Source organism: Paenibacillus xylanilyticus, from assembly GCF_013359935.1.
Taxonomy (GTDB): Bacteria; Bacillota; Bacilli; order Paenibacillales; family Paenibacillaceae; genus Paenibacillus; species Paenibacillus xylanilyticus.
In genome coordinates, this window is the sequence record NZ_JABMCB010000179.1 from 135,357 (window position 1) to 149,470 (window position 14,114).

12 protein-coding genes are annotated in these 14,114 nt (G+C 44.9%); all 12 read right to left on the reverse strand.

The annotated features are described in order from the left end of the window. Positions 1-9: 9 nt before the first annotated feature. Positions 10-1,593, reverse strand: coding sequence for a flagellar basal-body MS-ring/collar protein FliF (fliF, locus tag HP552_RS14055; protein WP_175396071.1), 1,584 nt, complete (start codon positions 1,591-1,593; stop codon positions 10-12). 148 nt (positions 1,594-1,741) lie between these two features. Beyond that, positions 1,742-2,053 (reverse strand): flagellar hook-basal body complex protein FliE, encoded by a 312-nt coding sequence (gene fliE, locus HP552_RS14060; protein WP_175396072.1) that lies wholly within the window; start codon positions 2,051-2,053, stop codon positions 1,742-1,744. A 60-nt stretch (positions 2,054-2,113) separates the two neighbouring features. Then, complete coding sequence (flgC, locus tag HP552_RS14065; protein WP_175396073.1) at positions 2,114-2,563, reverse strand: flagellar basal body rod protein FlgC; 450 nt, start codon at positions 2,561-2,563, stop codon at positions 2,114-2,116. A gap of 5 nt (positions 2,564-2,568) precedes the next feature. Further along, positions 2,569-2,976, reverse strand: coding sequence for a flagellar basal body rod protein FlgB (gene flgB / locus HP552_RS14070; RefSeq protein ID WP_175396074.1), 408 nt, complete (start codon positions 2,974-2,976; stop codon positions 2,569-2,571). Between the two features lie 993 nt (positions 2,977-3,969). Then, positions 3,970-5,370 (reverse strand): ATP-dependent protease ATPase subunit HslU, encoded by a 1,401-nt coding sequence (gene hslU / locus HP552_RS14075; RefSeq protein ID WP_175396075.1) that lies wholly within the window; start codon positions 5,368-5,370, stop codon positions 3,970-3,972. Between the two features lie 130 nt (positions 5,371-5,500). Continuing rightward, complete coding sequence (hslV, locus tag HP552_RS14080; protein ID WP_312884293.1) at positions 5,501-6,043, reverse strand: ATP-dependent protease subunit HslV; 543 nt, start codon at positions 6,041-6,043, stop codon at positions 5,501-5,503. Between the two features lie 28 nt (positions 6,044-6,071). After that, a complete protein-coding gene (gene trmFO, locus HP552_RS14085; protein ID WP_376768958.1) occupies positions 6,072-7,415 on the reverse strand; it encodes an FADH(2)-oxidizing methylenetetrahydrofolate--tRNA-(uracil(54)-C(5))-methyltransferase TrmFO in 1,344 nt (447 codons plus the stop codon). A 15-nt stretch (positions 7,416-7,430) separates the two neighbouring features. Next, on the reverse strand, positions 7,431-9,530 hold the full coding sequence (gene topA / locus HP552_RS14090; protein ID WP_175396077.1) for a type I DNA topoisomerase: 2,100 nt from the start codon (positions 9,528-9,530) through the stop codon (positions 7,431-7,433). Positions 9,531-9,641: 111 nt separating this feature from the next. Beyond that, positions 9,642-10,772: a DNA-processing protein DprA gene (gene dprA / locus HP552_RS14095; RefSeq protein ID WP_175396078.1), complete on the reverse strand. Its 1,131-nt coding sequence runs from the start codon at positions 10,770-10,772 to the stop codon at positions 9,642-9,644. Between the two features lie 244 nt (positions 10,773-11,016). Further along, positions 11,017-11,946 carry a succinate--CoA ligase subunit alpha gene (gene sucD, locus HP552_RS14100; RefSeq protein ID WP_175396079.1) on the reverse strand — a complete coding sequence of 310 codons (930 nt, stop codon included), beginning with the start codon at positions 11,944-11,946 and terminating at the stop codon, positions 11,017-11,019. A 183-nt stretch (positions 11,947-12,129) separates the two neighbouring features. Then, a complete protein-coding gene (gene sucC / locus HP552_RS14105) occupies positions 12,130-13,290 on the reverse strand; it encodes an ADP-forming succinate--CoA ligase subunit beta (RefSeq protein WP_175396080.1) in 1,161 nt (386 codons plus the stop codon). Between the two features lie 247 nt (positions 13,291-13,537). Continuing rightward, the gene (locus tag HP552_RS14110; protein WP_175396081.1) at positions 13,538-13,993 is read right to left on the reverse strand and encodes a MarR family winged helix-turn-helix transcriptional regulator; all 456 of its coding nucleotides are present in this window, start codon (positions 13,991-13,993) and stop codon (positions 13,538-13,540) included. Positions 13,994-14,114: the final 121 nt, after the last annotated feature.

Genomic DNA, 14,114 nt, shown 5'->3' on the forward strand with positions numbered 1-14,114 from the left:
CGTTCACCTCTATTCGTCAGCCAGCCACGTACGCAGCAGATTGACGAATTCGTCCGGCTTTTTCTTCGCCAAACTCTCCAATTGTTTGCGCACTTGACTTTCGTTCGTTACACTGTCCAACGTAATGGACGGGAACTCTGTTGCTACTGGGAGAGGAATCTCTTCTTCTTCCTCTTCGTTTTGTTTGCGTCGACGACGTACGAGCAAGATAACGACTGCTGCGATTAACGCTGCCACCAGCGCTCCTATACCCCACATCATGCCTGTCGAAAGCTGGAATCCTGTCTCTGCAGCTGCTGCAGTTTGGAAGCCTTGGGAGATAACCGAGACTTTCTTGGTCAGATCTGCGTCTGTTATTGCATCACCTGAATCTGCAAGTGAAGCTCGAACGATATTCACCAAAATGTTTTCAATGGCATCCTGAACAGGTTGTTGTAATTCTGTTTGTCCTTCAGGTGGTTCAACCGCCACGTTAATGGTTAAATCTTTTACAGTGTAAGGACTGGAAATGATATCTTTGGCAATTCGATTCACTTCATAGTTGACAGTGCTTGATGATTCCTCAGAGGTAGAATTCCCCGTTGCATCCGTTGAAGGATACCCCGGAACTTCTTCTTGCCCAGTTCCTGCGACACCGCCTGTTGGCGTGCTAGCACCTGTATAACTCTTTTGAATCTCCTGCACACTGATCTCGATGCCCTTCATGTTTTCTTCATCGACAGGTGTAACCAGATTTTCTTTGCTTGTCACTTTATCGAAGTTAAGCTTGGAAGCTACCAGTACATTTACTTTGTCTTCGCCTACGATTTGTGAAAGAAATTGTTTTACATTATTACGAACGTCATTTTCGAACTTCTTCTGCAAAGCCATGTTTTCTTGGACTTCAGAAGATAATCCGCCGCTGCCACCACGAGCCGTTGGAATTAACTCGGCTTCATCCGTGTTAGTGATCGTAATATTTTCGATCGGCAGGTTGGGAATAGCCGTCTTTACCAAATTAAAGTATCCGTCAACTGCTGCCTGATTCGGGTGATATCCCGGTTTAAACTGCAATGCTACGGAAGCTGATGCTTTGTCCTGCTCTTCAAGGCCGGCAAAGATGTTATCCTTGGGCATGTTGACCAAAACTTTGGCGTCTTGTATGCCTTGCATGCGCTGAAGTAATTGTTCCACTTCTCCGTTTATCGCATTGTTATACTTTACATCGAATTCTTTGTCCGTCATCCCGATTGGTGATGAGGATTCCTCGAATGATTTGTAACCCAATGAACCATTTTGAATAATCCCCTGTGATCCGATGTTCACTTTTGCAAGTGCAACATCCGTGCTCGGTACCGATATGGTTTTCCCGTCTGCACTTAACTTGTAGGGGATACTTGATGAATCCAGGTAATTAATAACTCCTGCGGAGTCACTGGCATTCAAATCGGTAAATGCAACTTCATATTCTGTTTTGGACAATTGCATCGTTAATACAACAGCCGCCAGAATTAAGAATAAAAAGGTGGAAACCAGTAATACTTTCTGTTTTTTGCTGAAGCTATTCCAATACTGGGTTGCTTTATCCCTGTACTGGGCAATTCTCTCATTCACTCTGTCACCCCATCCGAAACTTTGCTTAGTCTGTCCTGAGTAATTTACAGTACTTCTATTAGTAAGCACCTAATTAAGATTCAGGAGCAGCATCGCAGCTGCTTGTTGTAATGATCAGCGCTGTTATCGAAGCGCAAGCATGCTCTTTTTACATTTGCGTACGCATAATCTCCTGATACGCTTCGACTACTTTGTTTCGGACTTGAGTCGTGAGTTGCAGACTCAACAGGGCCTGTTCTGAAGAAATCATTACTTGATCCACGTTCACATTCCCCAATAAAAATTGATTAGACATTTCATGCGCTTGGGACTCCTGTGCAGCCACAGACCCTAATGCCTCTTGTAAGTATGTACCGAAGCTTTGGATGGTTTCGGCTGGTGTCGATGGTTTGCTAACCGAAGCATTTTGCATCTGTAATGGTTGAACCACCTGTGTGTTAAACATGTTGTTCTGAATCATTAATGTCCCTCCCCTTATCCTCTTATTAAATGAAAAAACGCTCATTGCCCTTGTTGCAATCTATCTTCCTATCTCCAAAGCTTTTGTTATCATCGCTTTAGTTGAGTTCAATGCTGTTACGTTTGCCTCATAAGAACGAGATGCCGAGATCATGTCAACCATCTCTTTTGCAATATCCACATTCGGCATGTACACATAACCTTCAGCGTTGGCATCCGGATGGGAAGGATCATATACAGGTTTCAGAGGAGACTGATCTTCACGAATCTCTGATACTCTAACTCCTTCACCAGAAGCCTTATTGCCCATCTGATTCTGTAGGATGCTGCTAAACGAAGTTTTGTTTGGTTCAAGCACAACCATTTTCCTTTTGTAAGGAACTGCTTCACCATTGGCTACACTGGCGCGAGTCGTCTCTGCATTAGCGATGTTTGAGGATATTACGTCCATCCTCAAGCGTTGGGCTGTCAAGGCTGAGGAACTAATGCTAAAACTGTTGCTGATATTCACCTACTCTATCTCCCTTCCACTCCAACACGCATCATTTTAATCTGTTCATTCACTTGTTGAATATAAGCGTTGTAACGCAACTGGTTCTCGGCCAGAAGACTCATTTCTTTGTCGATATCGACATTATTCTGGTTGTTATTCATGGATGTCGACTGATCCATTGTAACTACGGGTGTAGGAACGGAAGAGGAAGGTCCTATGACAAAATGCCTTGAGTCCGTCACTTTTCCTTTAAGAACTGGCATATCTCCGTTCGTTTGTTGCTGTAAAATTTCTTCGAAAGAAACGTCAGAACGCTTGTAATACGGGGTGTCAGCATTCGCAATGTTGTCTGCAATCGTTTGTTGTCTGGTGTTGGACGCATCGAGTGCACCTTGCAATCTTTTAAAGCTAATATCATTCAAAAGATTCATGTTTTCCCTCCTCTCCTTAGAAATTATGGAAAAAGATTGAATCCTTCCCCCGTAAAATCGCTTATGTTTTTCGACAAAAACATTCGCCATTTCGCATTTTTCTAGGACTTAAGTAGAATTAACTCTGATGTTGTCGTATAACATAAGTTTCTTCGAGATTGGCATTTATTACAATAAGAAAAAAGCCCTATCTTTTCTGAAAGACAGGGCTTTTTGTGTATTTTCTGTAAATTATGAATTTTTTCGCAAATGTTGAGGCCCAAAACAAAATCAAGTTCACATCTACAAAACACACGCTTAAACATTTTTAAAATTTAATAAGGATTCTTCCATCTTCTCCATATGGCTATATCACCTGTCGTACATACATTTGGGAAAATTTCTCTGAATTGTGTTAGCATTTTTTGCCGTTATAATAAGCTTTTTATTCACTTGAATTCTATAATGATTCATTCTATGTACTAAATAATTGACAACTTGAACAATGTGTTCCACTTGTTTACCTTGTTATTACACAACACTTTTTTAACAATTAAAGATTCCTGTAAACCTGGAAGTCAACGAAAATATTTCACTACATCTGAATATCGTCGTTCTCGACTTTTTGCGTATTTGCGCAAATTTTCTCGTCATTGTAATTAAACCGATGACCAGACTTGGATAAAACAAACAACCTTTAATTGGAAATAGATCCATTCAAACACATGGACAGTTTTGTATTTATTCATTTTCCACCACTAACAACTGCGGCACAAGTCCTACTTTTTCCCGGCTTCAATTGCAACTCCACTCTATTATCGGCATATTTGTAGAAATCCATTAGACTAGAATAAAAATAGGCGATATCCACCTGGTGTAAAGATAAGACACCCACCAACAGATCAGGAAATCCATCCTTGAATCCGAATAGTCGTCTCATTCTTACGAACACAGTGAATACCACCATTACACTAATCTTTTGTTTAAATTATGCTTATTTCAGAGATAAATCTGTTACAGAATATACTGACTCAGATCACGATCCAGTGCAATATCATTCAATTTCTCACGCACATACTCCGGAGTGATGACCATTCGCTCCAGAGTAAGTTCAGGAGCCTCATAGGACAAATCCTCAAGAAGTTTCTCCAGAATCGTATGCAGTCGACGTGCACCTATGTTCTCCGTATTTTGGTTCACCGACTCGGCCAGCTTGGCAATCTCACGGATTGCCTCATCCGAAAACTCAATTTCGATATTTTCAGTACGCAGCAAATCGACATACTGTTTGGTTAATGCATTTTGAGGTTCAGTCAGGATAGACACAAATTCTTCCAAGGATAGACTGTTCAACTCCACACGAATTGGGAATCGTCCCTGAAGCTCCGGAATAAGGTCCGAGGGTTTAGCTACATGAAATGCGCCAGCCGCCATAAACAGAATATAATCCGTTTTGACCGGTCCGTACTTGGTCATGACCGTGGAACCTTCCACGATAGGCAAAATGTCCCGCTGTACCCCTTCACGGGATACATCTGGACCGCTTCCACGTCCCTGGCTGGCTACCTTATCAATCTCATCAATGAATATAATACCCGTTTGTTCTGCTCGGCGAATGGACTCTTGTGTGACATCATCCATATCGATCAGTTTCCCTGCTTCTTCCTGAGTCAGAACTTTACGAGCTTCCTTAATGGGCAGCTTGCGTTTTTTCGTACGACGTGGCAAAAGGCTGCCAAACATCTCCTGCATATTCATGCCCATCTGGTCATTCCCCTGACCTGCAAACATATCCATCATATTCGGCGCAGTGTCTTCAACATCGATTTCAATGATGTCTTCCTCCAGCTTGCCGGATAACAGATCAAATTTGATCTTGCGACGTCGCTCAGCGACATTGGTGTCCGGCTCGGGCTCTTCCTGTTCAGGTGAATTGTTTCCGTTATTGCCAAATATCATTTCAAACGGATTACGTTGATTTTTGGACTTGGATTGGGAAGGAGCCAGAATATGTACGATCCGCTCATTGGCAGCTTCTTCGGCCTTATCTTTCACCTTTTCAGTCCGTTCCTGTTTGACCATCCGCATGGACGTTTCGATCAGGTCACGAATCATGGATTCAACATCCCGACCAACATAACCCACTTCCGTGAATTTCGTCGCTTCCACCTTTACAAACGGGGCTCCCACCAGTTTAGCCAACCGGCGGGCAATTTCGGTTTTACCTACACCTGTGGGTCCAATCATCAGTATATTCTTAGGTACAATATCATCCTGGGTATGCTCTGGCAAAAGGCTTCGGCGATATCGATTACGAAGGGCAACAGCCACCGATTTTTTGGCCTGTTTCTGACCTACAATATATTTATCAAGCTCTGCAACGATTTGTCTGGGTGTTAATGCCTGTGTTAGCATTTTCGCTTCCCTCCTACCAGTCTACTTAAATTCCTGCTTGAAAATATGTTATCAAAATTAGGGATAACCCCGCAAATTGATAGGAATAGCCCTGAAGGCCATAGTCCATGTTACATTTTGCGGGGTTATTTTACAGCTCTTCTACAATAATATTATTGTTGGTATACACACATAACTCAGCTGCGATCTGCAGTGACTCACGGGCAATGTCTTTTGCCTCCAGGTCCGTCGCATGACGTTTTAAAGCACGCGCAGCGGACAGGGCGAAGTTGCCTCCTGAACCAATCGCGATCACGTCGTCATCTGGCTCAATAATTTCGCCTCCACCAGAGATCAGCAGCATTCCTGTCTTATCCATCACGATAAGCAACGCTTCGAGTTTGCGCAAAATCCGATCTTGGCGCCAGTCCTTGGCAAGTTCTACCGCAGCACGCTGCAAATTACCGTGATGCTCCTCCAGCTTGCCCTCAAACTTCTCGAACAGGGTAATAGCATCCGCTACGGAACCAGCAAAACCGGCCACTACCTGTCCGCGATACAAACGTCTTACCTTCTTGGCCGTATTTTTCATGACAACACTTTGCCCCATGGTCACTTGACCATCTCCGGCAATCGCTGCCTTGCCATTATGACGAACTGCGCAGATCGTTGTAGCGTGAAATGACATATCCACGATTTCAGCCTCCTCCCACGAATATAATTTATACGCGTTCCGGAACAGTTAGACCTTCTGCAGCAGCAAAACGGGCAATACCATCCAGCGCGCGCTGTGCAAGAGCTTCATTTTTTTCTTTTTTGTTACGAATCTTCGTCTCCAATTTTGGCAGCAATCCAAAGTTGGCATTCATCGGTTGGAAGTGTTTGAAATCAGCCGTTGTAATATACTGGGCCATACTTCCCAGAGTCGTCTCTACAGGCAACACAACAAGTTCCTGCCCGAGTGCCGCTTTGGCCGCATTCATACCTGCAATCAGTCCCGATGCAGCAGATTCAACATATCCTTCCACACCTGTCATCTGGCCTGCAAAGAACAGGTTTGGACGGTCTTTGAATTGATACGTTGGACGAAGCAGTTTGGGAGAATTGATAAACGTATTGCGGTGCATCACACCATAACGCACAAACTCAGCATTCTCCAGACCGGGAATCAGAGAAAATACCCGTTTCTGTTCTCCCCATTTCAGATGCGTCTGGAATCCGACCAGGTTGTACAGCGTACCTGCCGCATTGTCCTGTCTGAGCTGAACAACCGCATGAGGTAATTCTCCTGTATGCGGGTTTACCAAACCTACTGGTTTCATCGGTCCAAACAGAGCAGTTTGTTTCCCGCGTTTCATCATGACTTCGATTGGCATGCAGCCTTCAAAGTAGATTTCCTTTTCAAATTCCTTCAATTGGGCAACCTCTGCCGTAATCAGAGCATCATAAAATACATCAAACTCTTCTTCTGTCATCGGGCAGTTTAAGTAAGCCGCCTCACCTTTGTCATAACGGGAAGCGAGGTAAACTTTGTTCATATCAATGGAATCTTTTTCAATAATCGGTGCAGCCGCATCGTAGAAATAGAAGTACTCCTCACCCATCAGCGACTTGATTTGTTCAGATAATGCAGGTGAAGTCAATGGACCTGTGGCAACGACAACAATGCCATCCTCCGGCAATGAGGTCAGTTCTTCATTTACTACTTCAATGAGTGGATGTTGATGAAGCGTTGAAGTAATCTCTCCCGAGAATCCATCGCGGTCCACAGCAAGTGCTCCTCCGGCAGGAACCGCATTGCGATCCGCTGCACCCAGCACCAGGGAATTCAGCATTCTCATTTCTTCTTTCAGTACGCCGACTGCATTCGTTAAACCATTGGCACGCAGCGAATTACTGCACACCAGTTCTGCAAATTTATCTGTATGATGAGCCGGCGTTTTTACAACCGGTCTCATCTCGTATAGCTTCACACGTACGCCGCGACTTGCAATTTGCCAAGCTGCTTCAGTACCGGCCAGCCCGGCCCCAATTACAGTTACTACTTGTTCATTCGTCAAAATCATTTACCCCCATATATGCTAATCCGCTGTTTCTTCTTCCGGTTCTTCAACCGGCTCCTGATGGTCACAGGAAGTACATTGCAAACGCGTTCCCTGTTTGTTACGTTTCTCAATCATGAGAGAACCGCAGCTTGGGCAAGGTTTTGCTGACGGTTTATCCCAAGATACAAAATCACACTCCGGATACTTGTCACAACCATAGAAAATGCGTCCTTTTTTACTGCGACGCTCCACAACATGCCCTTCCTTACACTTCGGACAAGTTACACCGATATCCTTGATAATCGGTTTCGTATTCCGGCAATCCGGGAATCCGGAACAGGCAAGAAACTTGCCAAATCGGCCCAGTTTGTATACAAGCGGCTTGCCGCATTTTTCACAGATTTCATCCGAGACTTCGTCTTCAATCTCAATTTCTTTCATTTCTTCTTCAGCGAACTCAAGCCGTTTTTCGAATGATTCGTAAAATTCAGCAAGTACTTTGACCCAGTCTTCCGAACCTTCTTCCACATGGTCAAGATCACCTTCCATATTGGCTGTGAACTCTACATTCAGAATTTCGGGGAAAAACTCTTCCATCTGTTCGATGACCAGCTCTCCCAGCTCGGTCGGCATGAATTTTTTCTCTTCGATTGCAACATATCCACGCTTTTGAATGGTTTCCAGGGTTGGCGCATATGTACTTGGACGCCCTATGCCCAGCTCTTCCAGCGTACGAACGAGTCTCGCTTCCGTATAACGTGGCGGTGGTTGTGTGAAGTGCTGCTTCGGCTCTATCTCCTGTTTCTCCAGCAGATCCCCACTTTTCAATGGAGGCAGCAAACGATCTTCTTCAGTAGTACCATCGTCGTTTCCTTCCACATAAACCTTCATGAAGCCCTGAAAGCGGACTTTGGAACCTGCTGCACGGAAAATAGTATCTCCGGCTGCGATATCCACAGAGAGAGTGTCCAGAATAGCGGAAGACATCTGGCTGGCCACGAAGCGCTCCCATACCAATTTATATAGTCTGAATTGATCACGGCTCATAAATGACTTGATGGAGTCAGGATCACGCAGAATGGATGTTGGACGAATAGCTTCGTGAGCATCCTGTGCATTAGCTGCTTTTTTGGAATAATTTCTTGGCGTCTCAGGCGCAAAAGCTTCCCCATACTTGCCGATAATGTATTCCTTGGCTTCTTCCTGGGCTGATGCCGCAATCCGGGTGGAGTCTGTACGCATATACGTAATGAGACCCACTGTGCCTTCTTTTCCGAGGTCTACACCTTCATAGAGCTGTTGAGCCACGGACATCGTTTTGGAAGCCCTGAAATTCAATTTCCGTGCAGCTTCCTGCTGCAAGGAACTTGTGGTAAACGGAGCGGAAGGGTTCCGGCTGCGTTCTTTCTCTTTCACTTCCTTGACGGTAAAGTCCGCATCCTCAATTTGTTTTAAAATGGCTTGAACTTCAGCTTCGCTCCCCAGTTCGGTTTTTGCACCGTTTAACTGATGGAACTTGGCTTCGAACGGATTGCCATCTGCGGTGAGTTTCGCCGTAATGCTCCAGTACTCTTCTGGAACAAAGTCGTCTATTTCATTTTCACGATCCAAAATGATTTTGACCGCCACTGACTGAACGCGTCCTGCAGATAATCCTTTTTTGACTTTCTTCCATAATAGTGGACTAATTTTATATCCAACAAGCCGATCCAAAATACGTCTCGCCTGCTGCGCATTCACCAGATCCATATTGATCTTGCGCGGTGTTTTGAACGCATCTTTGACCGCCTGTTTCGTAATTTCATTAAAGACAACCCGGCAATCTTCCGTGTCATCCAGTTCAAGTGCATGAGCCAAATGCCATGCAATAGCCTCGCCTTCGCGATCCGGGTCAGCTGCGAGATACACTTTTTTCACTTTCTTTCGTGCATCCTTCAGTTCTTTCAAAATCGAACCTTTGCCGCGGATCGTAATATATTTCGGATTAAAATCATTTTCCACCTCAACGCCGATCTGACTCTTCGGCAAATCGCGCACATGTCCCATCGAAGCTTTCACGATGAACTTGCTGCCTAAATACTTGCCGATTGTCTTCGCCTTTGAGGGCGACTCCACGATTACGAGTGAATCCGCCATAGGTTCATCCTCCTCTCAGTCATGAAACTGCTTAAATCTTGTCATGCTTATCAGCAATTCAATAACTTCCGTTAATAATCTATTTTCACATGCCGCTTGGTCACAGCATTGTCATACCCTTGCATATTTTGTTCCAGGTAATTGGCTAATCTGCTTTTTTATGATTAAAGATAACAGAACTGAATGCAAATGTCCAAAATCCCAACCGAGCTGCTCTACGAGTTGATCCAAAGATCTTTCGTCCTGCTCCAGGATTGAGATGATCCGCTTCTCATCCGATGAGAGACTTACCTCAGGGAACAACCCCGGTTTGTGATCCTCTCCGTTTTCAGGGGAACGTCCTCTATTGTAAGGAAGTTGTTCGGGATTTGGCAAGTCCATTCGATACTCTTCAAGCAGATCGTCTGCACAAGTGACCAATTTTGCCCCCTGACGAATGAGGTTATGAGCGCCACGACTCTTAGGAGATGTGATTGGACCAGGAACTGCAAAAACATCCCTGCCCGCCTCCAACGCTGCATCTGCAGTAATCAATGAACCACTGCGTATATCTGCTTCTACGACCAGTGTGCCCAGTGTCAAGCCCGCAATAATTCGATTACGCTCCGGAAATAATCCCTGATGAGCACGCGTCCCTGGTGGATATTCCGACAATAGCAGACCTGTTTCGGCAATCCGCTCAGCTAACACCTTATTCTCGGGTGGATAGATTCTATCAATACCTGTGCCAAAGACTGCAATCGTTCTACCACCTGCTCGGAGAGCTGCCTCATGGCACACGCTATCAATTCCTCTGGCCAGTCCACTTACAATGGTTAACCCTGCACCGCAAAATTCTGCCGTCAGCTTTTCCCCCACTTTGCGCCCATAGACTGTAGGCATTCGGGTGCCTACCATCGCAATAGCCTTTGTATGCAGCAAATTCATGTCACCACGACCGTATATAACCCAGGGTGGCTGAACGGTTTCCTTCATTAATATGGGGTAATCTTCATCCAGATAGGTAATAACCTGAATTCCTTGTTTATAAACCAATTCCCGTCTTTGCTCAATCCAATCCATATGAAAACTTTTGGCGAGTCTGCTGGCTTGGTCTTTGCGCAAACCTGCTCGCAGCCAGTCTCCTTCTTCATAATTTAGGAGATCCGTAAGGATATGCTGCCCTGACATTAATTTCGAGATTGTTCTCTTCCCAACACCATCCATCTCATGCAAACCGAACAAAATCCAACTTTCTTCCATAATATAGACCTCCCGGTCGGGAAGAACACTTCCCTCATATTGTGTAGGTTGTGACCACAGAATGCAAGCGTTTACTTTGACAGGAGCTGTTCACCACCCTCATTTGGCAAGCAACACAACGCAAAAAAGCAACCCTTCGCCCTGATTAGGGACAAAAGGTTGCTTACCTTTTCCGTATCACAATAGTCGGTTATCAGAGTAAACAGCATCTCTGAACCGTTTCTACTATTATAACGGAAAAGAATTAATGTGTCGTGCACAAATTCAGAATACCGCGTTCTTCAAGCACGCTTACCAGTGTGGAACCCATCTCAGCTGGTGTAGGCGCAACTTTAATACCACAGGATTCAAGCTTTGCAATTTTTTCCTTGGCTGTGCCTTTACCTCCTGAGATAATGGCACCTGCATGACCCATCCGTTTGCCTGGAGGCGCTGTAACGCCCCCGATAAAGCCAACCACCGGTTTCGTCATATTGTCTCGTACCCACTCTGCAGCATCTTCCTCAGCTGTACCACCGATCTCACCGATCATAATGACCGCATGGGTCTGTGGATCTTCATTGAAACGTTTCAGGATATCAATGAATTCGGAGCCTTTTACAGGGTCTCCCCCGATTCCCACAGCTGAAGACTGCCCAATACCGCGCGTAGTCAATTGATGAACGGCTTCATAAGTGAGCGTTCCACTACGGGAAACGACACCAACATGTCCCGCCATATGGATGTATCCAGGCATAATTCCGATTTTACATTCACCCGGTGTAATCACGCCAGGACAGTTTGGTCCAATCAGAACTGTTTTTTTGCCATCCATGAAACGGTCTACCTTGACCATGTCAAGGACAGGAATACCTTCTGTGATACAGATTACGAGATCAAGCTCGGCATCAACAGCTTCCATGATGGAATCTGCAGCAAACGCCGGTGGAACATAAATAACGCTCGCTGTTGCACCTGTTGCTTCCTTCGCTTCTTGTACCGTATTAAATACCGGAAGACTAACCACTTGGCCATTTTCCAGTGTGATATCAACATTGGTTCCGCCTTTACCTGGCGTCACACCGCCTACCATCTGGGTTCCGTAATCCAATGCGCCCTTCGTGTGGAACATTCCCGTTGAACCCGTAATGCCTTGCGTAATGACTTTTGTATTTTTATCAATCAAAATACTCACGTTGCTTCACATCCTTACGGTTATTTTTCAAGTTCCGGATCGTTCCGGAACTAAGGAAGCAATTTATATCATTCAATTCCATCGCTAGCAGGGACATGAATTAGACGGACTGAAGCATTCCGATCCAATTCATGAAGATTGCGAACCGCTCTTTGGATTGATATAAATGGCCCAGGAATGAACTTATTTTACGAGGGCAACAATTTTTTGTGCACCGTCAGCCATGGAATCAGCAGGAACAATATTCAGGCCGGATTCACCCAAAATCTGTTTACCAAGCTCCACATTCGTTCCTTCAAGACGAACAACCAGCGGTTTCGTGAGACCAAGCTGCTTCGCGGCTTCAACGACACCGTTCGCAATGACATCACAGCGCATAATGCCGCCGAAAATGTTAACGAAGATACCCGCCACTTTGGCATCAGACAGAATGATTTTAAATGCCTCTGTCACTTTCTCCGTTGTTGCACCGCCCCCAACATCAAGGAAGTTGGCCGGGTCACCACCGTAGTATTTGATGATATCCATCGTAGCCATCGCAAGTCCCGCACCGTTAACCATACAGCCGATGTTGCCATCAAGTGCTATGTAGCTGAGGTCGTATTTGGAAGCCTCGATTTCTTTTTCGTCTTCTTCATCCAGGTCGCGCAGCTCCAGAATGTCCTTGTGACGGAACAAGGCGTTGGAATCAAAGTTCAATTTAGCATCCAGCGCGATAACGTTTCCATCTCCAGTTACAACAAGAGGATTAATCTCGGCGATGGAGCAATCTTTTTCAACAAAGGCTGTGTACAATGCAAGCATAAATTTAACTGCTTTGTTCACCAGCTCGTTCGGAATGCGAATGCTGTAAGCCAATTTACGCGCTTGGAATACTTGCAATCCAATTGCAGGGTCGATAACTTCTTTGAAAATTTTCTCAGGAGTAGCTTCAGCCACTTCCTCGATCTCGGTACCGCCTTCTTCGGAAGCCATCATAACAACTCGGCCCGTTGCACGGTCAACCACAACACCCACGTAATACTCTTTGCGGATATCGCAGCCTTCTTCGATCAAAAGACGCTTCACTTCTTTGCCTTCCGGTCCAGTTTGGTGTGTTACCAATACTTTCCCCAGAATTTCGGAAGCATAAGCACGAACTTCCTCTGCGCTCTTCGCTACTTTTACGCCACCGGCTTTTCCCCGGCCACCTGCGTGAATTTGCGCTTTGACTACAGTCACCGGACTGCCCAGTGCCTCTGCGGCCGCAACCGCTTCATCGACTGTATAAGCAACCTTCCCATTAGGAACGGCAACTCCATACTGTTTCAGTACTTCTTTTCCTTGATATTCATGGATATTCATTCTCGAATCCTCCTATCAACATGACTGCAACAAGGCGGGTTGGTTGACTACCAAAAGACAATTGTTGACTATTTTCACTTAAACCCAATTCATTGTAACACGTTTTTAAAACGCTTTCCTTAAAAAAGTAATGATTAATAGACAGCTTTTTGATATGGATATCATCCCATATTGTGAATGCTTGGATATAACTGGAAAAACCCCGGACTAATATGTCCGAGGTTACTTCCTTTCACTGTGCCTTAGTTTATTTTTTAGCTGCTTTGGTATTCGTTTCATGAACCTTCTGAAGAAGCCCCTTAAACTGACCAAGCAAAGATTCAAACTCAGAACTGCTCAGACAAGCATCTCCCTGAATGGAATTCGGAATGGATAGCGCCTTGTTGCGCAGCTCCTTGCCCGAATCGGTAAGCGTGATAAGCACTTTACGCTCATCCTGTGCTGAACGTTCACGATGAATGAGTCCGGCTGACTGCAGACGTTTCAACAGAGGAGTCAATGTACCCGAATCCAAATACAGTGCCTCTCCGATTTCTTTTACCGTGCATTCCTCTCGCTCCCACAAGACCATTAAGACCAAATACTGCGAGTAGGTTACGCCCAGTACTTCAAGATACGGCTGGTACATCTTCGTGATTTCACGTGAACAAGCATATATGGCAAAGCATAATTGGTTATCCAACTTCAAAGCATCCGTTTGCATAATATTGATCTCACCTGCCTAATGTGCATTGAATTCCTAATGACAGCAATGATTATAGCGCATATTAGAAACTCTCTATATATCTTATCACAAATTAGAAAAAAAACAGAATAATTGAGCA

Coding starts and splice junctions, on each gene's coding strand:
- fliE (WP_175396072.1), bottom strand. CDS start 2,053: ATGATTCAGAACAACATGTTTAACACACAGGTGGTTCAACCATTACAG.
- flgB (WP_175396074.1), bottom strand. CDS start 2,976: ATGAATCTTTTGAATGATATTAGCTTTAAAAGATTGCAAGGTGCACTC.
- hslU (WP_175396075.1), bottom strand. CDS start 5,370: ATGCTAACACAGGCATTAACACCCAGACAAATCGTTGCAGAGCTTGAT.
- trmFO (WP_376768958.1), bottom strand. CDS start 7,415: ATGATTTTGACGAATGAACAAGTAGTAACTGTAATTGGGGCCGGGCTG.
- topA (WP_175396077.1), bottom strand. CDS start 9,530: ATGGCGGATTCACTCGTAATCGTGGAGTCGCCCTCAAAGGCGAAGACA.
- dprA (WP_175396078.1), bottom strand. CDS start 10,772: ATGGAAGAAAGTTGGATTTTGTTCGGTTTGCATGAGATGGATGGTGTT.
- sucC (WP_175396080.1), bottom strand. CDS start 13,290: ATGAATATCCATGAATATCAAGGAAAAGAAGTACTGAAACAGTATGGA.
- HP552_RS14110 (WP_175396081.1), bottom strand. CDS start 13,993: ATGCAAACGGATGCTTTGAAGTTGGATAACCAATTATGCTTTGCCATA.